The organism is Sneathiella sp. (genome assembly GCF_047631475.1).
Taxonomy (GTDB): Bacteria; Pseudomonadota; Alphaproteobacteria; order Sneathiellales; family Sneathiellaceae; genus Sneathiella.
In genome coordinates this window covers 1-22412 of the sequence record NZ_JBLHZT010000054.1, presented here as the reverse complement: position 1 = coordinate 22412, position 22412 = coordinate 1, and the positions used below count along the sequence as shown (strand labels likewise).

At 50.2% G+C, this 22412-nt stretch carries 23 protein-coding genes; 13 read left to right on the top strand and 10 right to left on the bottom strand.

Translation table 11 applies throughout. The features are described 5' to 3' along the window. The 5 genes from argH to ACJAYR_RS16395 all read left to right on the top strand — a co-directional run. On the top strand, positions 1–1223 hold a 1223-nt coding region (gene argH, locus ACJAYR_RS16415), incomplete at its 5' end, for an argininosuccinate lyase (protein ID WP_415237603.1). Next, a complete protein-coding gene (locus tag ACJAYR_RS16410; protein WP_415237602.1) occupies positions 1220–1351 on the top strand; it encodes a hypothetical protein in 132 nt (43 codons plus the stop codon). The genes argH and ACJAYR_RS16410, both read left to right, overlap by 4 nt. Before the next feature lie 20 nt (positions 1352–1371). Continuing rightward, positions 1372–2640, top strand: coding sequence for a diaminopimelate decarboxylase (gene lysA / locus ACJAYR_RS16405; protein WP_415237601.1), 1269 nt, complete (start codon positions 1372–1374; stop codon positions 2638–2640). 40 nt (positions 2641–2680) lie between these two features. Then, positions 2681–5146 (top strand): TIGR02302 family protein, encoded by a 2466-nt coding sequence (locus ACJAYR_RS16400; protein WP_415237600.1) that lies wholly within the window; start codon positions 2681–2683, stop codon positions 5144–5146. A 78-nt stretch (positions 5147–5224) separates the two neighbouring features. Beyond that, the gene (locus tag ACJAYR_RS16395; protein WP_415237599.1) at positions 5225–6226 is read left to right on the top strand and encodes a glycosyl transferase family protein; all 1002 of its coding nucleotides are present in this window, start codon (positions 5225–5227) and stop codon (positions 6224–6226) included. Here ACJAYR_RS16395 and yaaA read toward each other — a convergent pair. The 3 genes from yaaA to ACJAYR_RS16380 form a co-directional block, all read right to left on the bottom strand. Continuing rightward, positions 6223–6996 carry a peroxide stress protein YaaA gene (gene yaaA, locus ACJAYR_RS16390; RefSeq protein ID WP_415237598.1) on the bottom strand — a complete coding sequence of 258 codons (774 nt, stop codon included), beginning with the start codon at positions 6994–6996 and terminating at the stop codon, positions 6223–6225. The genes ACJAYR_RS16395 and yaaA overlap by 4 nt on opposite strands. A 64-nt stretch (positions 6997–7060) precedes the next feature. Further along, positions 7061–8860 carry an extracellular solute-binding protein gene (locus ACJAYR_RS16385; protein ID WP_415237597.1) on the bottom strand — a complete coding sequence of 600 codons (1800 nt, stop codon included), beginning with the start codon at positions 8858–8860 and terminating at the stop codon, positions 7061–7063. Between the two features lie 14 nt (positions 8861–8874). Further along, a complete protein-coding gene (locus ACJAYR_RS16380; RefSeq protein ID WP_415237596.1) occupies positions 8875–10362 on the bottom strand; it encodes a PLP-dependent aminotransferase family protein in 1488 nt (495 codons plus the stop codon). Positions 10363–10497: 135 nt separating this feature from the next. Between ACJAYR_RS16380 and msrA the strand changes: the two genes are divergently transcribed. After that, on the top strand, positions 10498–10980 hold the full coding sequence (msrA, locus tag ACJAYR_RS16375; RefSeq protein WP_415237595.1) for a peptide-methionine (S)-S-oxide reductase MsrA: 483 nt from the start codon (positions 10498–10500) through the stop codon (positions 10978–10980). 24 nt (positions 10981–11004) lie between these two features. On the opposite strand, the gene ACJAYR_RS16370 is transcribed toward msrA, so the two are convergent. Further along, positions 11005–11457, bottom strand: coding sequence for a hypothetical protein (locus ACJAYR_RS16370; protein WP_415237594.1), 453 nt, complete (start codon positions 11455–11457; stop codon positions 11005–11007). Positions 11458–11737: 280 nt separating this feature from the next. Further along, a complete protein-coding gene (phaR, locus tag ACJAYR_RS16365; RefSeq protein ID WP_415237593.1) occupies positions 11738–12337 on the bottom strand; it encodes a polyhydroxyalkanoate synthesis repressor PhaR in 600 nt (199 codons plus the stop codon). A 140-nt stretch (positions 12338–12477) separates the two neighbouring features. Between phaR and ACJAYR_RS16360 the strand changes: the two genes are divergently transcribed. The 5 genes from ACJAYR_RS16360 (at position 12478) to ACJAYR_RS16340 (ending at position 17014) form a co-directional block, all read left to right on the top strand. After that, positions 12478–12672 (top strand): hypothetical protein, encoded by a 195-nt coding sequence (locus ACJAYR_RS16360; protein WP_415237592.1) that lies wholly within the window; start codon positions 12478–12480, stop codon positions 12670–12672. Between the two features lies 1 nt (position 12673). Beyond that, positions 12674–13897 (top strand): alpha/beta fold hydrolase, encoded by a 1224-nt coding sequence (locus ACJAYR_RS16355; protein ID WP_415237591.1) that lies wholly within the window; start codon positions 12674–12676, stop codon positions 13895–13897. A gap of 144 nt (positions 13898–14041) precedes the next feature. Continuing rightward, complete coding sequence (locus tag ACJAYR_RS16350) at positions 14042–15220, top strand: acetyl-CoA C-acetyltransferase (RefSeq protein ID WP_415237605.1); 1179 nt, start codon at positions 14042–14044, stop codon at positions 15218–15220. A gap of 35 nt (positions 15221–15255) precedes the next feature. Next, positions 15256–15978: an acetoacetyl-CoA reductase gene (gene phbB / locus ACJAYR_RS16345; RefSeq protein WP_415237590.1), complete on the top strand. Its 723-nt coding sequence runs from the start codon at positions 15256–15258 to the stop codon at positions 15976–15978. 142 nt (positions 15979–16120) lie between these two features. Then, positions 16121–17014, top strand: a complete 894-nt coding sequence (locus tag ACJAYR_RS16340) for a DMT family transporter (protein ID WP_415237589.1) — start codon at positions 16121–16123, stop codon at positions 17012–17014. Here the strand turns inward: ACJAYR_RS16340 and ACJAYR_RS16335 are convergent, their stop codons facing one another. Genes ACJAYR_RS16335 through gloB form a run of 3 tightly spaced genes read right to left on the bottom strand, consistent with a single transcriptional unit; the run spans position 17015 to position 18656 of the window. Further along, positions 17015–17434, bottom strand: coding sequence for a VOC family protein (locus ACJAYR_RS16335; RefSeq protein WP_415237588.1), 420 nt, complete (start codon positions 17432–17434; stop codon positions 17015–17017). A 26-nt stretch (positions 17435–17460) separates the two neighbouring features. Further along, positions 17461–17886: a cupin domain-containing protein gene (locus ACJAYR_RS16330; protein WP_415237587.1), complete on the bottom strand. Its 426-nt coding sequence runs from the start codon at positions 17884–17886 to the stop codon at positions 17461–17463. After that, positions 17886–18656: a hydroxyacylglutathione hydrolase gene (gloB, locus tag ACJAYR_RS16325; RefSeq protein ID WP_415237586.1), complete on the bottom strand. Its 771-nt coding sequence runs from the start codon at positions 18654–18656 to the stop codon at positions 17886–17888. Before gloB ends, ACJAYR_RS16330 begins: the two co-directional genes overlap by 1 nt. Positions 18657–18706: 50 nt before the next feature. On the opposite strand from gloB, the gene ACJAYR_RS16320 reads away from it, so the two are divergent. Continuing rightward, on the top strand, positions 18707–19474 hold the full coding sequence (locus ACJAYR_RS16320) for a class I SAM-dependent methyltransferase (RefSeq protein WP_415237585.1): 768 nt from the start codon (positions 18707–18709) through the stop codon (positions 19472–19474). Here ACJAYR_RS16320 and metW read toward each other — a convergent pair. Together metW and metX are read right to left on the bottom strand one after the other, a co-directional pair. Further along, entirely contained in the window at positions 19471–20037 is a 567-nt protein-coding gene (metW, locus tag ACJAYR_RS16315) for a methionine biosynthesis protein MetW (protein WP_169544330.1), read from the bottom strand. The genes ACJAYR_RS16320 and metW overlap by 4 nt on opposite strands. Positions 20038–20099: 62 nt before the next feature. Continuing rightward, positions 20100–21251: a homoserine O-acetyltransferase MetX gene (gene metX, locus ACJAYR_RS16310; RefSeq protein WP_415237604.1), complete on the bottom strand. Its 1152-nt coding sequence runs from the start codon at positions 21249–21251 to the stop codon at positions 20100–20102. Positions 21252–21407: 156 nt separating this feature from the next. On the opposite strand from metX, the gene ACJAYR_RS16305 reads away from it, so the two are divergent. Further along, a complete protein-coding gene (locus ACJAYR_RS16305; RefSeq protein WP_415237584.1) occupies positions 21408–22271 on the top strand; it encodes a chorismate mutase in 864 nt (287 codons plus the stop codon). The last annotated feature ends 141 nt before the right edge of the window (positions 22272–22412 follow it).

Here is a 22412-nt window from a genome sequence, read left to right as displayed (position 1 = left end):
GCGAAAAAATACAGGACGGATTGCAGACAATTCTTCGTGAGATTGAAGCGGGTAATTTTAAAACTGATCCTGCCCTTGAAGATATTCATATGCATATTGAGGCTCGGTTGCGCGAAATTATCGGTGAACCGGCCGGCCGGTTGCACACCGCGCGTTCAAGAAACGATCAGGTGGCAACGGATATGCGCCTTTGGGTTCGGGATACAATGGACCTTCTGGACGGCGAACTGAAAGACCTGCAGGAGGCCCTATTGTCACAAGCCGAAGCAGAAGCGGCGACAGTCATGCCGGGCTTCACTCATTTACAGGCCGCGCAGCCCGTTACCTTCGGCCATCATATGCTGGCGTATGTCGAAATGGTTGGCCGCGACAGATCTCGTTTGAAAGATGCCCGGCAAAGACTGAACGAATGTCCGCTGGGTTCTGCCGCGCTGGCTGGAACCTCGTTCCCGATTGATCGGGACATGACAGCCGCCGCCCTTGGATTTGATCGGCCGACAGCCAATTCGCTGGATGGTGTCTCCGATCGGGATTTCGCGCTGGAATTTTTAAGTTTTGCATCCATTTGCTCCATGCATTTATCCCGGCTTGCCGAAGAGATTGTGATCTGGTCTAGCGCCCAGTTCCGCTTTGTTGAATGTTCGGATAGTTTTTCGACCGGCTCTTCAATTATGCCGCAGAAGAAAAATCCGGATGCTGCCGAATTGATTCGCGGTAAAGCAGGACGCAGCTCAGGGGCCTTTCATACCCTTCTTATGATGATGAAAGGCTTGCCGATGACCTATGGCAAGGACATGCAGGAAGACAAAGAGCCCGTTTTTGATGCCGCAGATAATCTACAGCTCTGCATTGCTGCAATGTCCGGTATGATCCGTGACATTAAAGTGAACGGGGATGTCATGACGGCAGCTTCAGGCGCGGGATTCACAACGGCGACTGATCTGGCGGACTGGCTGGTTCAGAAGCTGGATATGCCGTTTAGAAATGCCCATCATGTGACGGGTGCCCTTGTTAAACTTGCCGAAGACAATAACTGTGGCCTTGAGGATTTATCTCTGGCCCAGATGCAAACTGTCGAGCCGACCATCAATGATGGTGTTTTTGATGTATTGGGCGTTGATAAGTCTGTTGCCAGCCGGGTGAGCTACGGTGGTACGGCGCCGTCCAATGTTGTTGAGCAGGTCAAAAAATGGAAAAATCAATTGGCGGGAGAAGCTGAATGAAGCAGCGAATTCTTTTTATCTCCGTCGCGTTGGTGATGGCAGCGACCTTGTCCGCCTGCGGTAAAAAAGGCGCCCCTAAATATCAATCATCTTTTTCGAATGATGTGATTATCGTTCAAAGCGTCTGACGCAAGGTTAAGGGACAGATATGGACCATTTCGAATATCGAGCTGGCGAGCTTTATGCTGAGGATCTGAAAGTTTCAGAAATCGCAGAGAAAGTTGGCACACCGTTCTATTGTTATTCCACAGCAACGCTGGAACGTCATTATAACGTGTTCTCAGGTGCGTTTGATGGGGTAAACCACCTTGTTTGCTTTGCGGTTAAGGCGAATTCAAATTTGGCTGTTATCAAGACATTGGCTGACCTTGGTGCAGGTGCGGATGTGGTTTCCGAGGGTGAATTGCGCCGGGCATTGGAAGCGGGTGTTCCAGCGTCAAAAATCGTTTTTTCAGGTGTTGGAAAACAGCCTCATGAAATGGCGTTGGCTCTGGAAGTTGGGATTCACCAGTTTAATGTGGAATCCGAGCCTGAGGTTCAGGTTCTGTCCAGGGTTGCCAGCGAGCTTGGTAAAACCGCACAGATTGCTTTTCGGGTTAATCCGGATGTGGATGCGAAAACCCATGCCAAGATTTCAACGGGCAAGGCAGAGAACAAATTTGGTGTGCCCTGGCAGGATGTATCTCGGATTTATGGGCAGGCAGCCAAGCTTCCCGGCATCGAGATTAAAGGTGTGGATGTTCATATTGGATCCCAGCTTACTGATCTTGAGCCTTTTGGAAATGCTTTTGACCGGGTCCGGGAACTTGTTCAGAAATTGCGGAGCGAAGGGCATGACATAACCCGAGTTGATCTGGGGGGCGGTCTGGGTATTCCGTATGACGGGAATATTCCGCCAAGCCCGAGTTCCTACGCAACGGTTGCGCTAAACAGCATCGGAAATCTGGGTTGCCAGTTGATCTTTGAGCCTGGACGCCTAATTGTAGGGAATGCGGGTATTCTTGTTTCTAAAGTGATTTACGTGAAACAGGGAGCCGAACGGAAGTTTGTTATTCTGGATGCCGCCATGAACGACTTGATCCGTCCTGCAATGTATGAAGGCTATCATCAGATTGATACGATCAAGCAGCCTGATGCCTCGACTGTCATAAGCCCGGCGGATGTTGTTGGACCGGTTTGTGAAACTGGGGATACCTTCGCGCGGGAGCGGGATATGCCGGACGTACAGGCGGACGATCTGGTTGCTTTCAGAAGTGCAGGTGCCTACGGCGCGGTGATGGCGTCGACCTATAATACACGGCCCCTTGTGCCAGAGGTTCTGGTTCGCGGTGATCAATTTGCAGTGATCCGTGAACGACCTTCCTTGGAAGCCCTGCTGGACCTTGATAAGATGCCACCCTGGTTGGAGAAGAAATAAACGAGACTGTTACCTTCTCCTTCTCTTGAAAAGAGGATGAATGCGGACGCCGCCCAACGAGTTCGAAACACAGTTGAAAAGAAAGCTATTTCTGGTCACGTTAAACCTCGTGCTGGAGCGGCTTTGGGTTGCGTCGCTTTTTTTCGTCTGCACGATCCTCTGTTTTCTGGGGGTGAGCTACGCCGGACTTTGGACGCTGGTGACCGGGATTTATCACGCCGCTGGCCTGGGCTGTTTTCTGGTCGCGTCAATATACGGCTACTATCGGATATGGCGAGACTTCCACTGGCCAACGAAAGAGGAAGTTTTGCGCTGTTTGGAAGAGCGCAACGCCGTGCGCCACCGCCCGCTCCGAACGTTGGCACAGCCAAAAAGAACGGACACGCTTCGGGATAAGAAAAGCAACTCTTTGTGGCGCGCGCATCTCAAGCGCCAGCGTGTTCTAAGCAAGGCCTTAAAGCCGGGATTTGCAAGGCTCGGGCTCGCCGAGGGAGACCGGATGGCGTTCCGTGTAGCGTCAATTCTGATATTGAGCGCGGGCTTTTTTATGGCCGGGTCGCAGAAGTCAGAACGCATCATTGGTGCCTTTACCCCCCAATTTGTCAGCGAAAATGATCTTGTAGACCTTGATATGTGGGTGACGCCTCCTGACTATACGGGTAAAGCCCCTATTTTGCTGGCACGTCAAAAGACAACCGAGATCGGAACGCAGATCCCGGTTATTGTCGTGCCCGAGAATAGTCGGTTGATTGCCCGAGTGTCCGGAGGTAGCGATGGCGTGCCATCGGTCGCCTATCAAGGGGAACGGCAGGATTTTACGAACGTTGAGGGCAATAATTTCACGCTGGAAACCACCTTGACGGAAAGCGACTTTCTGACCGTTGAAAAAAACGGAGAGTCCTTGGGCCAGTGGCAACTGGATATTGTGTATGACCAAGAACCAACGGTGAAAATTCTTGCGCTTCCTCAAGTCACAGAACGGCTGGCTTTCCGATTACAATATTCTGCTTTTGACGATTATGGTCTGATGGGTCTGGAAGGTCAGCTAAGCCGGGCGGGATTTGAAAAAAGGATACCGCTAAAGCTGACACTGGTTGCGGGCAGCAAAGAAGTAGAGGGCAAGAGCTACCATGACCTGACGGCCCATCCATGGGCTGGACTGGAAGTGGATTTGCAATTAATCGCGGAGGATGCCGCAGGGCAGGTCGGCTTTTCCGATACGCTTTCCTTTGTTTTGCCAGAGAGAATTTTCACGCACCCCATCGCCCGGGCGTTGATTGAGCAACGAAAAAAACTGGTTGAGGATCCGATTGGGAATAAACGCACCGTAGTGATTGCCCTGTCGGCGATAAGCCAATTACCGGAAAGCCTGAACAACGACATAACCGTTATGCTTTTGCTCTCGATCGCCCGTGGGACATTGGCATATGGGGCGGATCAGGGTGCGGTTGACGAAGTAATTGATATTCTTTGGGACACGGCCCTCCGTCTTGAAAATGGTGATTTGAGCGCCGCCGAAATTGCCCTGCGGGAAGCTGAGCGCGCCTTGATGGAAGCCCTGAACAGCGATGCGGATAACGATGAAATCAAACGATTGGTGGAAGACCTGAAGAAAGCCATGGCGGCGTTTCTCGAAGCCCTTGCGCAGCAAAATCAATCTGATCCGCAAATGGCTCAGGATCCGAGTGAGCCAACAATGAGCCAGCAAAATCTTGAAGATCTGCTGGATAAAATCGATCAATTTGCACGCTCCGGTGCCCGGGATGCTGCCCGCGAATTGTTGAGTGAATTGCAGGATTTGTTTGAAAATCTGAAATCGGCCCGACAAAACGTGGCTTCGGATGCTCAAAAACAGGGTCAGGAAATGCTGGATCAGCTGAGTGAAATGATGCGACGGCAGCAGGAATTGCTGGATGAAACTTTTCGAAAATCCAGAGAAGGTAATTCCGCGCAGCAAGGGCAGGCGCCTTCTCGCTCTCAACCGGGAGAAGGAAAAGAGCCGGGGCAGGGGAAAGGCCAACAGCAAGGTGAGCCCAGAAGTTATGACGGATTGGCGCGAAGTCAGGAAGCCCTGCGTCAGATGTTGGGTGATATCATGGGCAAGTTAGGGCTCAATGCCGAAATTCCAGCCCCGCTTGGAAAAGCAGAGCGGGCAATGAATTCAGCGAGGCAATCTCTGGAACAGGGGGCGGGTAAAGGGGCCATGCAGTCTCAAAGTGATGCTTTACAGATGTTGAAGGAAGCGGGCGAAGGATTGGCGCAGCAGATGCAAGAGCAGGGCCGGGGCGGGCAGGTTGTGCGTCGAGGTTCTACAACGGGCCAAAGCGATCCTTTCGGTGACCCGGGGAATTCAATCCTGGAAAATCTTTCTGGGCGAACCAACATCGACGGAAACGCTCTGATGCGTGCCAAGATTATTCAAAGAGAGTTGCAAAAACGACTGTCTGATCCACGCAGGGACCTGCTGGAGACCGAATATTTAAAACGACTGATTGAGCAGTTTTAACCGGATAGCGGATCTCTTGGTTGCACGGCTTGGCTGTTTCTTCTAATTATCTCCCATCACTTATAAACACAGGCAGTTATGACAACAGATCATCCATTTGCGCAATATGTACGGGCTCTGGGAAAGGGTCCAAACATGTGGCGAAATCTAAGCTTTGATGAAGCAAAAGATGCCATGTCCCTGATTGTTCAGGGATCTGTTGATCGGTTGCAACTGGGGGCTTTTCTTCTACTGCTGCGCCGGAAAGGCGAGACAGGGGAAGAGCTTGCTGGGATGACAGCTGCCGCCCGTGAGGCGTTTATCGGACAACCGTCAGTATTGCCTGATGTTGATTATGATTGGCCGTCTTATGCGGACCGACACCGTCAGCAACCATGGTTTATTCTTGCGGCCCTTCTGTTGGCGGATCAGGGTTATAAAATTCTGATGCATGGCATTGAGGGATATTCGGATGGTTTAGCCCCCACCCGGCCCGGTTTAGATATGTTAAATGTGCCCATAGTCTCGGACTTTGGGGAGGCCGCGAAGGCGTTTGAAACGAATAATCTTGTTTATATCGGGCTTGAGAAATTCTGCCCCGCTGTGCAGGATTTGTTTGAGTTGCGGCCGTTGCTGGGGGTTCGAACGGCGGTTAATACCTTTGGACGGGACTTAAATCCGGCAAATGCGCCGTATCAAATGCAGGGTGTTTTCCATCCCCCCTATAAAGCCATGCATGTGGACACAGCCCGGTTTTTGGGCCAGCCCAAAGCCATGGTTTTTAAAGGTGGGGGCGGCGAGGTTATGCGCAACCCGATGAAGCCATCGCGCGTCGATATGTTGGTGGGGGAGGTTAGCAGCGAGATTGTCTGGCCAGCCCTTACCTCTGTTACAACCTATAAATGGCGCGAAGAAGATTTGTCACCGGTTTGTTTAAAAAGGATGTGGGATGGATCCCTTTCGTTGCCGGTTCCCGAGCTTGGCATCATTGGAACGCTGTCGGTTGCCTTAAAAATGGCCATGCCGGACCTGACGCCATCCGAGTTGGATGCCCGGGCAACGGATATCTGGCAGACGAGAGATAAAACGCGGTTCGATTAGTCGACGCGACGATGAAACTGGTATTCAGTTTCGCTGGACAGGTTGGGTTGGAACACATATCCGGCTTCTGAAAAATCTTTGAGCCCCTCTGCTGTCTCGACCCGATTTTGGCTGATGTAGCGGGCCATCATTCCGCGGGCTCTCTTAGCCGGAAAACCGATGACTTTAGCCACATCGCCTTTTACTTCCTTAAATACGGGTGTGATCACCGGGAATTTAAGGTTTTTCGGTTTGACGGCTTTAAAATATTCGTTGGATGCCACGTTGACAAGAATAGGGTGTTTCTGCTTTTCCAGTTCAGCGTTCAACTGATCTGTCAGAATGTCACCCCAAAACTCATACAGATTATTCCCGCGACTGTTCCGCAATCGTGTTCCCATTTCCAACCGATAAGGCTGAATTAGGTCTAATGGGCGCACCAGCCCATATAGGCCGGACAAAATGCGCACATGGTCTTGTGCATAGGCCAGATCGTCGTCGGATAGCGTCGCTGCCTCAAAACCTGCATAGGTATCGCCATTAAACGCGAAAGCCGCCTGTTTTGCATTGTCAGGTGTAAACGGAAATTTCATCGCCTGAAAACGCTGGTAATTCAGTTCTCCCAGATCTTCGCTGATTTTCATGAGGGACTGAAGGTCGGCCGCTGTCAAGTTTCGTGCTGTTTCCAGAAGTTCCACCGTGTCAGGCTGCAAGGAAAGTTCTGTATGTAGAACAGGCAGGTTGGACCGGTCAAAGTCCATCTTTTTTGCAGGTGAAATAACAGCGAGCATAAACTAAATCCAACAAAAATTAATCAAATGGGAGCATCCTTTATCGCGTTTTCAAAGCATGCCGTCAATAGGCGGCCTGCCACCACAGGTCCCGCCGGGTGCCCCAAAAGGAGGGTTGTGTGGGCAACCTCACAGTTGGGGATGTTACCAGCCACTGTTCGTTGACATGGTATAGGGGGATGCCGTATTGGCCCCACAAAAGAACCCGGTCCAGTGCCCGTGTTGCGTGAACCAGAGTCTCTCTGTCTCGGGCATCCCGTATGATGTTGATCAGGTGGTCGACCGCATCGCTTTCAATGCCCGGATAGTTTCTCGTCCCTTCTGTTTTTGCGGCGTTTTTGCTCCAGTAAAATTCCTGCTCGTTGCCGGGGGACAGGCTTTGTCCCCAATCTGTTACAACCATATCGTAATCATACTGGTTCAATCTGTTCTGGTACCCCGCGCTATCCATAAGGCGTAGCCGCAGATCAATTCCCAATCTTTTCAAAGACTTCTGGTAAGATGATAGAAGCCGAATTTCCTCAGCAGCCTTCACAAGAATTTCAATGGAGACAGGTTGTTTCGTATCCGGATTGATCATCAGGCCATCTTGATACCCAAAACCGGCCTCTTTAAATTTTTGCTTGGCCAGGCGCAGCAACGTACGATCCCGTCCGCTGCCATCGCTTTCTGGCAATTGGTAGGCCTGCGTAAACAGGCGGGGGTCCAGATCTTTGGAAAAGGGTTTTAAAAGAGCAATTTCCTGAGGGCTGGGCAACCCTGTTGCAGCGAGTTCTGAACTTTGAAAATAACTGCGGGTCCGCTGATACAGGCCGTGGAACAGGGATTTGTTGATCCAGTAAAAATCAAATGCAGTGATCAAGGCTTCGCGTATTTTGGGATCACTAAACAAGGGCCTGCGGGTGTTGAAGGCGACACTTAACATGGGCGCCGGGATCTTCATGGGTACAATATGGCTGTTCAGGTTCGCGTTTTCTGTTGCCAGCGCTTGAAGTTCTTTCCACTGACCGGGATCCGTTTCGAACCAGACATCCAGTTGCCCCGACTTGAAGGCTTCCAACGCGATATCCCGATCCCTGAAATAGTCATAGCTAATCAAATCAATATTATAGCGGCCGCGATTATGGGGAAGATCGGCACCCCAGAATTCAGGATTACGCCGGTATTGGATTTGCCGTCCGGGATCAATCGCCTCCACCAAATAGGGGCCTGAACCGATCGGCGGAACAAGGCTGGTTTCTGAAAACGGGATTTTGTCAAAGAAGTCTGCTGAAAAGATCGGCATCAATCCGATGATCAGGGGCAATTCCCAGATTTTTTCACCTTTAAAGGTGAACCGGATTTGGTTGCCGTTCAGCTTTTCAGCCTTGGCCACCTGATTATAATAGTTTCGATGATTAGGGCGTCCCTTGGTCCGCAGGGTTTCAAATGAAAAATATACATCGTCAATGGTGACCGGCTTTCCGTTGGAAAAACGAGCACGTTCGTCGATGGTGAAGGTGATCCAGCGTCTGTCAGGGGCGATCTCGAATGCCTGTGCCAGATTGGCATATAAAGTGAAAGGCTCATCGCGGGACCGACTAAGCAATGATTGATACACAAGACGCAGCCCTTTCGCCGGAACCCCTTTGATCAGAAAGGGATTGAGGCTGTTAAAACTGCCGATCACACCAAGGTTGAGCGTCCCGCCTTTTGGGGCCTTTGGATTAACATAGTCAAAATGCTGGAAATCTTGTGCATATTTTGGCGCACCGTGCATGGCAAGGGCTGTGTCTGCCTGAGCGGCACTACTGGCGCAGAGTAAGAAATTGGCCGAAAGAACCAAAATGGCAAGGGCCTTAAGCGGCTGGGTGGGGATGAGCATCAAGACATCAATTCCTATGAGTTATCCAGTTCCTGAAGAATTCTAACAAGCTTATGAACCAATTGTGGCATTTCTTTTTCATCTGTTCCGGCAAATCCGATAATAAGGCCGTTTGCGGCTGTCTCTTTCTGATAAAAACTGGACAGTGATCGGAGCAACATTCCCGCAATTCGGGTTTTTTGTTCCACATCTTTATCAGATATCCGCGGTGTCAGGTGAGCGATGAGATGCATCCCTGACTCCTGCGGTACCACAGTAAGCCACGGCGCCGCCTCCGTCTGAAGAAGGGTTACCAGTGTTTGCTGACGCTTTTGATAAAGCAGGCGCATGCGACGAATATGAGAGGCGAGGTAGCCTTCTGAAATAAATTCTGCAAGTGCCGCTTCTGCGACGGCGGGGGAATGGCCGTCTTCGCCCTTTCGAAGCGCTAGAAAAAGATCGACAAGATCGGGCGGAACCACCAGATATCCGATGCGTAGACCGGGAAACATGACCTTGCTCATTGTTCCGATATATAATACCCGGTTATCGTTATCCAGACCCTGCAACGACGATAACGGTCTTCCGGTATACCGATATTCGCTGTCATAATCGTCTTCCAGAATGAAGCGGTCATTTTCTTTAGCCCATCCCAGTAAATCAATGCGCCGGGCCAATGACATTGTATGCCCTAGCGGGTACTGATGAGACGGCGAAATACAGGCGAGCGGGGCTTGCGGTGCAAGCTCCAATGCGCGATCCAGTTGAAACCCCTCTTCGTCCACCGGGACAGAAATAGGTTTTGCCCCGGCCGATATAATGGAATCCCGTATTCCCGGATATCCCGGTTCCTCCATCCAGATGGGATCGTTGATATCAGCAAACGCCTTGATAACAAGGTGGATTGCCTGCTGTGATCCTGAAAGAACAAGGATCTGGTCAGCGTCACATTTGACCGATCGGGTCTGTCCCAAATGATCCGCCAGGGCTTTTCGAAGGACGACAGAGCCGCCAATCGGGTTGCCGACCAGGAATTCCCGCTTAGGGTGCCGCCAGTGCCGTCCCAGTAATCGGGCCCAGTCTTCAAAGGGAAACTGTTGTAACTCAGGCATTCCCGGAGAGAAACTCTTTCCGTGATGAGGTTTTTCAAGTTGGGCCCCGGCAATTCGCTGGGCTCTAGCGGAGACGTTTACTTTACGGGCGCGGGCGCCGGGTTTGGCTTTCAGATTTTGGCTTTTTAAAAAATCCTCAGGCAATTGATCCGATACGAAAGACCCGGCCCCCACCTTGCTGACGATATATCCTTCTGCAAGAAGCTGATCAAAAGCCGACAGGACCGTATTCCTGGAAATCTGCAAATCGTTTGCCAAAGATCGGGTGGAGGGCAGTCGGATGCCAGCCCTGATCCGTCCATCCAGGATAGCTTCGCGCAAGGCGAGAAAAAGCTGTTTATGAAGCGGAGATCCGCTTTGTGGATCCAGCGATAAACTGGCCAGATAGGCATTGTTTCGGCGATAGGTCATAGTGGCATCAATTGGTACTGTTATTTTGATTTTATTATCTACCTATTAGAGCCAATTACAACAATGTTATCATTCCTTTCTTGTTCATGCGGGTAAAAATAACTATCTCTTGAGCAGAATGAAAAGGAGAAAACAATGCCAGCAGAATCCGAAATTGCCTATTTTGCCGCCGGTTGCTTCTGGGGTGTGGAAGCCGCCTTTAGAAATGTGTCCGGTGTTATTTCAACTGCGGTCGGATATCAGGGGGGAGACAGCTTGAACCCAACTTATCAAGACGTTTGCCGCGGGGATACCAATCATGCAGAAGTCGTGCGCGTTATTTTTGATCCTGCCCGCGTTGACTATCAAAAGCTGTTGTCGGTCTTTTGGGAAAATCACAATCCGACCACGCTTAACCGTCAGGGCCCAGACATCGGAACTCAGTATCGTTCTGCGATTTTTTACGTGAATGATGCGCAAAAAGAAGTTGCTGAGCGGTCAAAAAGTCAGCTGGAACAGGCCAAAGTTTTCTCAAAGCCGATTGTTACCGAAATTCTGAAAGCCCCGGATTTCTTTATGGCTGAAGATTATCATCAGCAGTATCTTGAAAAACGTGGATTGGCGACTTGTCGTCTTTAAATTTTGCCGGAGAGAAGGGCTGGACTAAGCCAGCCGTTCTCTAAATCCCTGAAAACCCATAATGGTGGCTGTCAGATTTTTGGTATCAACATAGGCATTTACAGCCTCATGGTGAGGGTTATGCGCTGATATATCTGTCTCATGGGCTGACGCCTGTGACAATTGCTGAGCAACAAAAGCACTGGATGACTGACCGAGAGGGGGATGAGAGAGCCCTTCCAGCTTGCGCAGCGGACTTGAATGTTGCTGAAGAAAGATCGATGTGACATTTGCCCGGCGATCATCTGGCGCGACAACAACGGCGTGATGTCTGCGGCCCGAAATATTTTGCTGACTTTCCTGCTCTATTTCCCGGTTGAGGCGCTGAACGCGTTGCTCTTCAAGGCGCGCCTCGACATAGGCGCGCTCTTCCCTCTGCGGATGTGCAGACGGATTGAGCGTTTTTACCGGATATGAAACAGAGCGGACGACTTCCATTACTTCCAATTAACCTGACGACGTGACTATTCAGAAACACAAAAAAAGTAACAACACATTTCTTGTGCGGTTAATCGATAATCTTGTCCTTCGGGTTCTCCGTCGACTATCAGAATGGTGATCCATATTCTGCTGGACAAATATTAACGAAAAGTAAACGAAAAATTTCGATTACGTTAACCATACCAAGAATAAATAATCAAAGTATTATTATATTCAAGGAAGATAACATATCTGTTATCAGGCTTGAGGGATCACCTGCAGGACTGGTCGTTAATGGTTACCCGTCTTTTTTATCAAGATCATTGATGCGCTGCTGCATACTGGCCAGCTGATCTTTTAATTCCTTCATCATCTCGGTAGCATCTTCCTGAGATTCGGGAGTTTTTGATTTGGCCGGTTCCGTCGGGGTTGTCAGGCCATTTGGAGAGAAAATTTTCATGGCGTTGGTGAACATTGCCATATTCTGACGACCCATTTCCTCGAACTGGCGATACAGCGGGTTGTCTAAAACGTTTTCCGGCAGCACTTCGCGCATTTTTTCCTGATTGCTGGAAAAAGAACTCATGGACATGTCCAGATAATCGGGGACGACTGACTGAAGGCTGTCCCCATAAAATCGAATGAGTTGGCGCAAGAAGTTGATCGGAAGAAGGTTTTGGCCCTTTGCTTCTTCCTCAAAAATGATCTGAGTTAGAACGGATCGAGTGATGTCTTCGTTTGATTTGGCGTCGTAAACGACAAAATCACTGCCCTCTTTGACCATCTGGCTTAAGTGGTCCAGCGTGACATAAGAAGATGTTGCTGTGTTGTATAAACGGCGATTTGCATATTTCTTGATAACAATCGCGTCTGTTGTCTCCGTATTTTTGTCTGCCAAGGTAACGCTCACTCCCACGTAATGTTGCGCCGCAAGTTTTTTATTGTGCAATGCGGTTGGGGTTTTGGCAATCTTATTTCTGTTGGGATCAATAAAATGGTCCGCTGGTATCACAAGGCCTGTCGGTCTATACTGCCTGTATGTCAAAAAACACCTCTATTCAGGCCGTCGCGGACAGGTTCTTTCATTTGTGGCAACAACAGGTTTCCATGTTGGCGCAATCCCCGGATTCGGGATTTGACGAATTGATGGTAAAGGGACGAAAACTGGCAGAAGCCTTGGGGCAGGAATACCCGTTTCTGGACGCCAATAAACCGCCGTCGGAGGAAATATAAAATGTCTGGACCACCTTTCAAACGGATTGGTCCACGACCTTTAGGGCTCCATCTGGGCTTATCTTCTTCAACGCTAAGCAGCGCGCTTGCGGCCCTGCCACTGGCACGGGAAAACAAAATCCCCTGGCTTGACGGACTGCAGGAAGAGGCCGACGCTCTGGCAGAGGATCTGAAAAGCCATGATCTTGCTCATTTGATGCAGGTGGTTGGCGAGCGGGCGCATTTTCATGTTTCAGAAATGTTGAGTGGTATCAAAAAATACCATGCCCATTCTTATACCCGTTCGATGGAAGAGCCTGCTTTATTGCATCAGGTGGGGGCAATGCGTCTATTGGATTATGCACCAAAAGCACCCTTGGGATCGCCGGTGGTCTTTATCGTACCGTCACTGGTAAACCGGGATTATATTCTTGATTTGATGGAGGGGCGTAGTTTTGTTCGTGCATTGGCGGCTGCTGGCCTTCGACCGATTCTCGTCAGTTGGGGCGCCCCCGGCACATCTGAGCAGTCTTATAATATTGAAGATTACCTGTTAAAACAGCTTTTGCCGGCGTTCGATATGGTGTGTGAGGCAAATCCGGGTCAAACAATTCATATGCTTGGATATTGCATGGGGGGGACATTGGCCGTGGCCGCAGCCCAGTTACGCCAATCCGCACTTAGCTCTCTTATTACATTAGCCTCGCCGTGGAATTTCCATGCAGATCTAGGGGCGGCGGCGAAAATGTTTTTGTCGCAAAAAATGCTGTGGTCTTCTGTGGTGGAGCAGCAGGGCAATATGCCGGTTGATATTTTGCAATCCTTTTTTGCCAGTCTGGATCCAAATCTATGTCTCAAAAAATTCGGCCTCTTTAACCGGATGGACATGGACAGCCAAAAAGCCCGCGAGTTTGTCGCAATTGAAGACTGGCTCAATGATGGTGTTCCACTTGCCCGGCGGGCCGCCATGGATTGCTTTACTGACTGGTATACCGACAATCGCCCGTACCGGGGGAAGTGGACAGTTGACGGGCAGACGATTAATCCCGAAAAATTGAACATTCCTGTTATGATAGCGGTTCCAAAATCAGATAGAATTGTTCCGGCCGCTTCTGCATTGGGGCTGGCCGAGCAACTTAGCAAACCGACGGTTGTTACACCGCCTTCGGGCCATATTGGTATGGTTGTCGGGCGTCAGGCGGCGCGTGGACTCTGGCAAGATGTTATTGACTGGGTTACGGGTTGAGCTGGCTTTTTTTACGCATTTGCAATATTATTGTTGCACTTGCGAATTTATAACGTTATTTCGTATTTAACAGGTTTTTGTTTCGATAATTACATGCAGAAATCGATTTTTGTATTTATGTTGTGTGTTGTCGAATGAAAGGACATAAAAATGAGTGTGGTGATTACCAGTGCAGTGCGCACGCCAGTTGGCTCTTTCAACGGCGGTCTTTCTTCTCTTCCAGCCCATAAACTGGGGGAAGTCGTAATTCGGGAAGCACTGAAAAGATCTCAGACAGAAGCCAAAGACGTGTCGGAAGTTATTCTGGGACAGATATTGGCCGCTGGTGAGGGACAGAATCCGGCCCGCCAAGCCTCCATTGCAGCAGGCCTCCCCGCAGAAGTGCCTGCCTGGGGTGTGAATCAGCTTTGCGGGTCGGGCCTCCGGGCCGTGGCGCTCGGGTTTCAGGCGATTGCCAACGGCGATAGCAAAGTTGTTGTTGCCGGTGGTCAGGAAAGCATGAGTCAGGCACCTCATTGCGCGCATCTGCGCAATGGTCAGAAAATGGGCGCGCTTGAATTTACAGACACAATGCTGACAGACGGTTTAATGGATGCCTTTCATGGATATCACATGGGGAATACAGCAGAAAATGTGGCGTCTCAGTGGCAGATTACCCGGGATCAGCAGGACAGCTTTGCCGCAGCCTCTCAGGCAAAAGCAGCAAAAGCACAAAAAGAAGGCCGGTTTGAACAGGAAATTGTCCCTGTAACAATTAAAACCCGGAAAGGCGAAGTGACGGTTTCAGAAGACGAATATATTCGTGCTGAAACAACTGTTGAAACATTGTCAAACCTTCGTCCGGCCTTTCTGAAGGAAAACGGAACGGTTACAGCAGGGAACGCGTCAGGGATTAATGATGGTGCGGCGGCCGTTGTTCTGATGAGCGACGAGGAAGCGGCAGAAAGAGGATTAAAGCCGCTCGCCAAGATCGTTTCATGGGCTCAGAGCGGTGTCGATCCGGCGATCATGGGAACGGGTCCGATTCCGGCAAGTCGTATGGCGTTGGAACGGGCTGGTTGGACAAAAGATGATCTGGATCTTATCGAGGCGAACGAAGCTTTCGCAGCACAGGCGTGTGCCGTGAATAAAGACCTTGGATGGGATACGGACAAAGTGAATGTCAATGGCGGCGCCATCGCGATTGGCCATCCAATTGGGGCTTCCGGTGCAAGGGTTCTTGTAACGTTGCTTCATGAAATGGAGAAACGCGATGTTCACCGTGGATTGGCCACTTTGTGTATTGGTGGTGGTATGGGTATTGCGATGTGTGTGGAGCGGTAACAGAAAACGACATTTAGTCTTGAGGGAACAGGGATATGAGCAGAGTAGCGATTGTAACCGGCGGTACACGTGGAATTGGTGAGGCCATTTCCATAATGCTGAAGGAAAAAGGGTACAAAGTAGCCGCCAATTACGGCGGTAATGACGAGCGTGCACGTGAATTTACAGAACGAACTGGTATCCCGTCCTACAAGTGGGATGTATCGGATTTTGACGCGTGCGTTGCCGGGGTTGCCAAAGTCAAAGAGGATTTGGGAACCGTCGATATCGTTGTGAATAATGCAGGCATCACCCGGGACGGCACGTTGCACCGCATGGATCAAAATGCGTGGCAGGCGGTGATCGATACCAATTTGGGATCCTGCTTCAACATGTGCCGGGCGACCATAGATGACATGCGGGCGAACAAGTTCGGCCGGGTAGTCAATATCGGTTCCATTAATGGCCAGGCTGGCCAATATGGACAGGTGAATTACGCCGCAGCGAAGTCCGGTATTCACGGATTTACAAAAGCCATGGCCCAGGAAGGTGCAGGACAGGGCATTACGGTGAACGCGATTGCACCGGGTTATATCGATACCGATATGGTCGCAGCAGTTCCTGAACAGGTTCTGGAAAAAATTGTTGCGAAGATCCCGGTTGGCCGACTGGGTAAAGCTAGTGAAATCGCGCGGGGCGTTTGTTTCCTTGTTGCTGATGATGCCGGTTTTGTGACGGGTTCAACTCTGTCCATCAACGGTGGTCAACATATGTACTGATTGATCAGTATTATAAGTCGGAACTTCCTGCCGGCTTTGAAGAGGTATGTCCCTGGCTCCCTTGGGACATGCCTTTTCTTTTGTCTTTTTCAGGAGCACGAGGCATGATGCAGCTTCAGCTCGGGGGAAGGAAAAAACACAAATGCCAATATCACGGAATGCAGGGACCGTTTGTGGTCTTGCAGCGATATTACTATGGTCACTATTGGCATTATTCACCGTCTATACGGGGAAAATACCCCCATTCCAATTGACCGCCATGACTTTTGCGGTGGCGTTTTGTCTGGCCCTTGCGAAATGGACCATTCTTAGAGAAAATATCATTCCGTTTTTGATTTTGCCGCCGGCTTTATGGGTCCTTGGCGTTGGGGGTCTGTTTGGGTATCACTTCTTTTATTTTATGGCTTTGAAGTCTGGCCCGGCGGCTGAAGCGGGCCTAATCGCTTATTTATGGCCATTACTGATCGTGATTTTTTCAGCCCTCCTGCCGGGGGAAAAACTACGCTGGTTCCATATTGCAGGGGCCTTGCTGAGTTTGTTAGGGGCGTCTTTGCTGATTACAAAAGGAAAAAGTCTTGATTTGGATCCGGCCTATATGACAGGTTATCTCGCGGCCTTTTCCTGTGCTTTCATCTGGTCCGGCTATTCGGTCCTCAGTCGTTATTTTGCGAGCGTTTCGACAGATGTCATTGGAACTTTTTGCGGAGTGACGGCTATTCTTGCAGCCCTTTGCCATTTTGCTTTCGAGCAAACCCAGTTTCCCGCCACGATCGGAGAATGGCTGGCCGTTCTGGCGCTGGGCATTGGACCGGTGGGCGGTGCATTCTTTTTATGGGATATGGGTGTCAAACACGGAGATATTCAGGGGCTTGGTGTGCTGTCCTATCTGGCCCCGCTACTGTCAACATTGATCCTTGTTGGCTTAGGGGCGGCCGTGTTTTCCTGGTCTTTGGTCGCCGGATGCCTGTTGATTACATCCGGCGCCGTTATTGGCTCGCTTCACCTGTTGAAAGCGATATTCAGACAAAAAGCCTGATTACCAATGACCGGTATTTTCCATTGAGGACCAAGGTTCAGCAGGTTCAAGGGCATCGCCTTTTTGCAGCAATTCAATGGAGATATTGTCGGGGGACCGGACAAAGGCCATGCGTCCATCGCGTGGCGGGCGATTGATGGTCACGCCACCATCCATCAGTTTCTGGCAGGCTTTATAAATGTCGTCGACTTCATAGGCGAGGTGGCCAAAATTCCGACCTTCGCCATATTCTTCCGGATCCCAATTATAGGTTAGTTCAACCTGTGCGTCTTCCTGACCCTCAGGGGCAAGAAAGATCAAAGAAAAACGCCCGGCTTCGATATCCTTGCGTTTGACCTCTTTAAGGCCAAGTTTGTTGCAGTAAAAGTCCAGGCTGGCATCCAGATCTTTAACGCGCACCATTGTGTGAAGATATTTCATTCTTTGTTCCTGCTTGTGGCTAGTGATTAACAGTTAGGCGACCAGTCGTCCGGCGCCATTTCGAAACCGGCAAAGTCAAACGCCGGTGCGACAGTGCACCCGACAAATGTCCAGTCCCCTGTTGAACGGGCGGCTTGCCAGACATCCTTTGGGACAATGATTTGGGGGCGCTCTCCTGACAAAAGATCAGGCCCCAGGCGTTCCGTCCGGGTGCCATCGGCATCCGCAAGGCTTAATTCCAACGGGGCACCGGCATAATAATGCCAGACTTCGGCAGCATCAACGCGATGCCAATGGGATTTCTCACCGTTGCGAAGAAGGTAGTAGATGGCGGTGGACGCCCCGCGGCCGCCTTTATCACTGCCTGAAAGATCACGAAAGGTTTCGGCATAATACCCACCTTCGGGATGGGGTATCAGCCCCAACGTTTTGATAATGTCTTCCGCCTGCATCAGAAGGTGTCTTTGCGGTGTCTAATTTCTGCGAAAACGCTGACTGGGTCAGCACCGACCATGGAAAGCGTTTCTTTGATATGCTCACTATCGGGTCTTAGAAAAGGGTTGGTTTCTTTTTCAGTTCCTAAGGTAGAAGGGACCGTTGGAATATTCTGAGCCCGTTTTTGTTTGATTTCCTTAACGCGTGAAAGCAAGGCCTTGTTGTCTGGCTCAATCGTTACCGCGAAATCAGCATTTGCTTCGGTATATTCATGGGCGCAATAAATCTGGGTCTCATCCGGAAGCGTTCTGATTTTCGACAGGCTTTCCCACATCTGAGCCGGGGTTCCTTCAAATAAACGTCCGCATCCAAGGGCGAATAGTGTGTCGCCGCAAAACAGCGTTTCGGAGTTTTCAAACCAGTAGGCGATATGCCCGATGGTATGCCCGGATACGGCCATAATCTTGGCGGTTTGCGTCCCAAACTCAAAAAGATCCCCGTCTTCAACCTGAATATCGATACCGGGGATACGTTCCGAATCATGTTTGTTGCCAACGATGATGCAGCCGGTTTTTTCTTTTAGTTCAAGATTGGCCCCGGTATGGTCCCAGTGATGATGGGTATTTATGATATGGGTCAGGGTCCAACCCAGTTCTTTCAGTTTTTCCAGAACCGGTTCTGCTTCCGCAGGATCAACAATCCCAACGGCATCGCTGTCTGGATCTTTAAAAAGATACAGATAATTGTCATTTAGAACGGGTATCTGATGTATTTCCAGTTTACTCATGGATTTCTGACTTTATTCTAATTTCTGGCTCTGGTGGGGAGTATAACATCATGATGCGGCCTGATGTCATCGAATTACGGAAATTTTATCACAGCCATTTGGGGGGCGTGGTCAGGCGGGCGCTGGTGCGGAAAATCCGCCACTTGTGGCCAGATATTTCTAACTTCCGTCTTCTGGGTCTGGGATACGCAACGCCTTACCTGTTTCCCTTTCGTTCAGAAACAGAAAGAACCATCGCCTTTATGCCCGCAGAACAAGGGGTTATCCAATGGCCGCATGAAGGCCCCGGCCTTGTAGGTCTGGCAGATGAAGTGTCGCTGCCCCTTGGTGATAGCTCTGTTGATCGGGTTTTATGGGTCCATGGCCTTGAGAATTGCCGGTTTACCGATGCAACATTGCACGAAATCTGGCGGGTATTGACGTCCAGTGGGAAGTTGATGGTTATTGTTCCGGGACGTCGGGGCGTCTGGGCACGGTTGGAAAAAACGCCTTTCGGTTATGGTTATCCATACAGTGACAAGCAGTTGAAGCGGATCCTGCGTCAGAACCATTTTACAACAAGTGATGTTGCCGGCGCCTTGTATTTCCCGCCAAGCGGGGCGCGGATGAATTTGCGCGCTGCGCGATTTGTTGAAAATCTAGGTGAACGGTGGTGGCCGGGCTTCAGCGGCGTGCGGATTATTGAAGCCGAAAAACAGATCTTTGCGTTGTCAGAGGGAGCGAAGAAAGAGCGTCGTTTCCGTCCGGTCATCGCACCCGCGGCCCGCCCAATAGGCGCGGGGCGCTCTATGGGGCGCGATGCGTCGGAGTCAGATTAACGGGATAATAGGAAAACGCATTGAGCGCCAAAAAAATTGGCAGCAAACCCTAAAGGCCCATCTTTCATAATTGACCCGTTTTCCTTCACAATGACCGACTGCTCGATCGTTATATCCAGTTCACGGCACAAGGCGGTGAAGTCAAGGAGCGTGCAAAAGTGGATATTAGGCGTTTCATGCCAAGCGTAATCCAGTTCGCTTGTCATTGGCATCCGTCCTTTAAAGGCAAGATACGCCCGGCACCGCCAAAAGGCGAAATTCGGAAAAGAGACAACCGCTTTTTTTCCAACCCGAAGCAATTGCTCCATCACGGCCTTTGGATTATGGGTCGCTTGCAGGGTCTGGCTCAAAATAACGTAATCAAACGCCTTATTTGGATAATCCACCAGATCAAGGTCGGCATCGCCCTGAACAACAGAAAGACCTTTGGCAACGCAGGCATTCACCCCTTCCTGACTTAATTCTACGCCCCGTCCATCGACATTTTTTGTGGCGATCAGATGGGCAAGCAGTGTGCCTTCCGCACAGCCGACATCAAGCACCCGACTACCCGGTGCGACCATTTCTGCAATCAGTTGAAAATCAACACGAATATCCTGGGGACGGACGGGACTTGTTTTTTCAATCACGCGGCAATCCCCCTGCGTTGCGCTGTCGATTGCAGGAAGCCACCGATGGTTTCCAGCATATGAGGTGTGTCCAGTAGAAAGGCATCATGTCCCTTGTCAGTTTCAATTTCAACAAAGCTGACATTCGCTGCAACCGCATTTAAAGCGCGGACAATTTCCTTGCTTTCGGTGGTCGGAAAAAGCCAGTCACTGGAAAAAGAGACGACACAAAAGCGGGTGTCGGCCCCTTCAAATGCTTTTGCAAGTGAACCGCCATTGTCTCTTGCCAAATCAAAATAATCCATTGCACGGGTAATATAGAGATACGAATTGGGGTCAAACCGATCGACAAAATTGATCCCTTGATACCGCAGGTAACTTTCAACCTGAAAATCAGCGTCAAACCCATAGGCGAGTTTATCCCGGTCCTGAAGATTACGTCCAAATTTCCGGTGAAGAGCAGACTCGGACAAATAGGTGACATGGGCCGCCATCCGGGCAACCGCCAAACCTGCCCGTGGTTTGGAATTTTGTTCCTGATAGTGTCCGCCATGCCAGTTCGGGTCTGCCATCACTGCCTGCCGCCCGACTTCATGAAAGGCAATATTCTGTGCTGAATGCTTGGCCGCAGTTGCAATCGGAATGACGCTGAAGCAACGTTCAGAATAAGAACTTGCCCATTCCAGCACCTGCATGCCGCCCATGGAGCCACCTATGACCGAGAACCAGTCAGGAATTTCAAGGTAGTCTTGCAACAAGGCTTGCAGACGGACCATGTCACCGATCGTAATAATCGGAAAATCAAGGGCATAGGGTTTTCCGGTTTCGGGATTGATATCCTTGGGGCCGGTTGTTCCCATGCAGCCACCTAGAACGTTGCTGCAGACAATAAAATATTTGTTGGTATCCAGCACTTTTCCCGGCCCGATCATGATGGTCCACCAACCATCCTTACCCGTCAAAGGTTGCTGACTTGCTGCATATTGGTCACCCGTAAGCGCATGGCAGACTAACACCGCGTTCGATTTATCTGCATTTAACGTACCATAAGTGTTGTAAGAGACCGAAATATCCCGCATCATTGTTCCGCAATCCAGTGGCATGGGTTGATCTGTTCCCAATATCACGGAATGATGGTTTGCTTCAGATGAGGTATTTGACACGATCAGAACTCTTTTCGCACTGGTTTGATAGAAAAATCTTTGTTTTGGGTTATATTGCTGATAGCTAGGGCTGTCGGGCAATATATGTCAATAATTACTTATCATTTGTCCATCGAATAGTACAAGATATGCCACTGGGCTTGATAATTTCAGGTATAGAATGTGACACAAACAAATAAAAAATTGGAAGCACTCCGAACCGAAATTGATCGATTGGATGATGAGCTTTTAGAGGTTCTTGAACGCCGCGTTGGTATCGTCAAGGATATTGCTGCGGCTAAACGGGAAGAAAAAGTGGACGGGCCGATTTTTCGGCCGGGCCGCGAGGCTAACGTGATGCGCCGGATTCTTGAAAAGCATTCCAGCGATTTGGCGGATGAAGTTGTTGCCCGTATCTGGCGTGAGATGATTTCGGCGGTGTGCCGAATGCAAAAACCGCATTCTGTGGCGATCACAGCCCCTGAAAAGTCTGTTGGGTTTTGGGACTTGGCGCGATGTCATTTTGGGTCTGCGACCCCGATGACGCTGCATAAGTCACCGATGGTTGTTTTGCGTGAAGTCTCCAGCGACTCCTCGACCCTGGGTGTTATGCCGTGGCTCAATCTGGAGCGCGATACTTGGTGGGTCCATTTGGCACAAGGGGGCGAGACTGTTCCTAAAGTGCTGGCATGCCTTCCTTTTACACCGAATAGATCGGGCAGCTTTGAAGATCTGACTGCCTTGGTGATTGGGCAGGCCGAGCCGGAACCGTCAGGCAATGACGAAACCCTCATGGTGTTGGTGACGCAAGAGGAAGTCAGTCGCGCCCGTCTTAACGAATATCTGGAAAAAACCGGTATCCCCGGTTATTGCATAGACTCTCGTTCTCCTGTTGCAGAAGAGGGGGATTGGCTCCATTTATTCCAGATCCCCGAATTTGTGCCGGAAGATGATCCGCGTCTGGTCGACTTTAAGGAACTCGTCGGCAGTGGTGTCATAAAACTGGTCATTTTGGGAGCCTTTGCGGTTCCCATGAAATCGGAATAATTATCACCCTTTACCCTCTGATCTGAAAGAAAGTCGATGTCTGTCGCTACCCCTACTCCTAAATCCGGTATTTTGGATATAACTCCCTATGTTGGCGGAAAATCAGCCGGTACGGGGACAGGAAAAGTTGTAAAACTCTCT

Bases quoted from the DNA above. Each gene is read 5' to 3' on its own strand.
- ACJAYR_RS16380 (WP_415237596.1), bottom strand. From the start codon at position 10,362: ATGACCTATCGCCGAAACAATGCCTATCTGGCCAGTTTATCGCTGGAT.
- lysA (WP_415237601.1), top strand. From the start codon at position 1,372: ATGGACCATTTCGAATATCGAGCTGGCGAGCTTTATGCTGAGGATCTG.
- ACJAYR_RS16360 (WP_415237592.1), top strand. From the start codon at position 12,478: ATGTCAAAAAACACCTCTATTCAGGCCGTCGCGGACAGGTTCTTTCAT.
- ACJAYR_RS16340 (WP_415237589.1), top strand. From the start codon at position 16,121: ATGCCAATATCACGGAATGCAGGGACCGTTTGTGGTCTTGCAGCGATA.
- yaaA (WP_415237598.1), bottom strand. From the start codon at position 6,996: ATGCTCGCTGTTATTTCACCTGCAAAAAAGATGGACTTTGACCGGTCC.
- msrA (WP_415237595.1), top strand. From the start codon at position 10,498: ATGCCAGCAGAATCCGAAATTGCCTATTTTGCCGCCGGTTGCTTCTGG.
- ACJAYR_RS16335 (WP_415237588.1), bottom strand. From the start codon at position 17,434: ATGAAATATCTTCACACAATGGTGCGCGTTAAAGATCTGGATGCCAGC.
- ACJAYR_RS16395 (WP_415237599.1), top strand. From the start codon at position 5,225: ATGACAACAGATCATCCATTTGCGCAATATGTACGGGCTCTGGGAAAG.
- ACJAYR_RS16330 (WP_415237587.1), bottom strand. From the start codon at position 17,886: ATGCAGGCGGAAGACATTATCAAAACGTTGGGGCTGATACCCCATCCC.
- ACJAYR_RS16400 (WP_415237600.1), top strand. From the start codon at position 2,681: ATGCGGACGCCGCCCAACGAGTTCGAAACACAGTTGAAAAGAAAGCTA.
- phbB (WP_415237590.1), top strand. From the start codon at position 15,256: ATGAGCAGAGTAGCGATTGTAACCGGCGGTACACGTGGAATTGGTGAG.
- ACJAYR_RS16385 (WP_415237597.1), bottom strand. From the start codon at position 8,860: ATGCTCATCCCCACCCAGCCGCTTAAGGCCCTTGCCATTTTGGTTCTT.
- ACJAYR_RS16320 (WP_415237585.1), top strand. From the start codon at position 18,707: ATGATGCGGCCTGATGTCATCGAATTACGGAAATTTTATCACAGCCAT.
- ACJAYR_RS16410 (WP_415237602.1), top strand. From the start codon at position 1,220: ATGAAGCAGCGAATTCTTTTTATCTCCGTCGCGTTGGTGATGGCAGCG.
- gloB (WP_415237586.1), bottom strand. From the start codon at position 18,656: ATGAGTAAACTGGAAATACATCAGATACCCGTTCTAAATGACAATTAT.
- ACJAYR_RS16370 (WP_415237594.1), bottom strand. From the start codon at position 11,457: ATGGAAGTCGTCCGCTCTGTTTCATATCCGGTAAAAACGCTCAATCCG.
- ACJAYR_RS16355 (WP_415237591.1), top strand. From the start codon at position 12,674: ATGTCTGGACCACCTTTCAAACGGATTGGTCCACGACCTTTAGGGCTC.
- metW (WP_169544330.1), bottom strand. From the start codon at position 20,037: ATGGTCGCACCGGGTAGTCGGGTGCTTGATGTCGGCTGTGCGGAAGGC.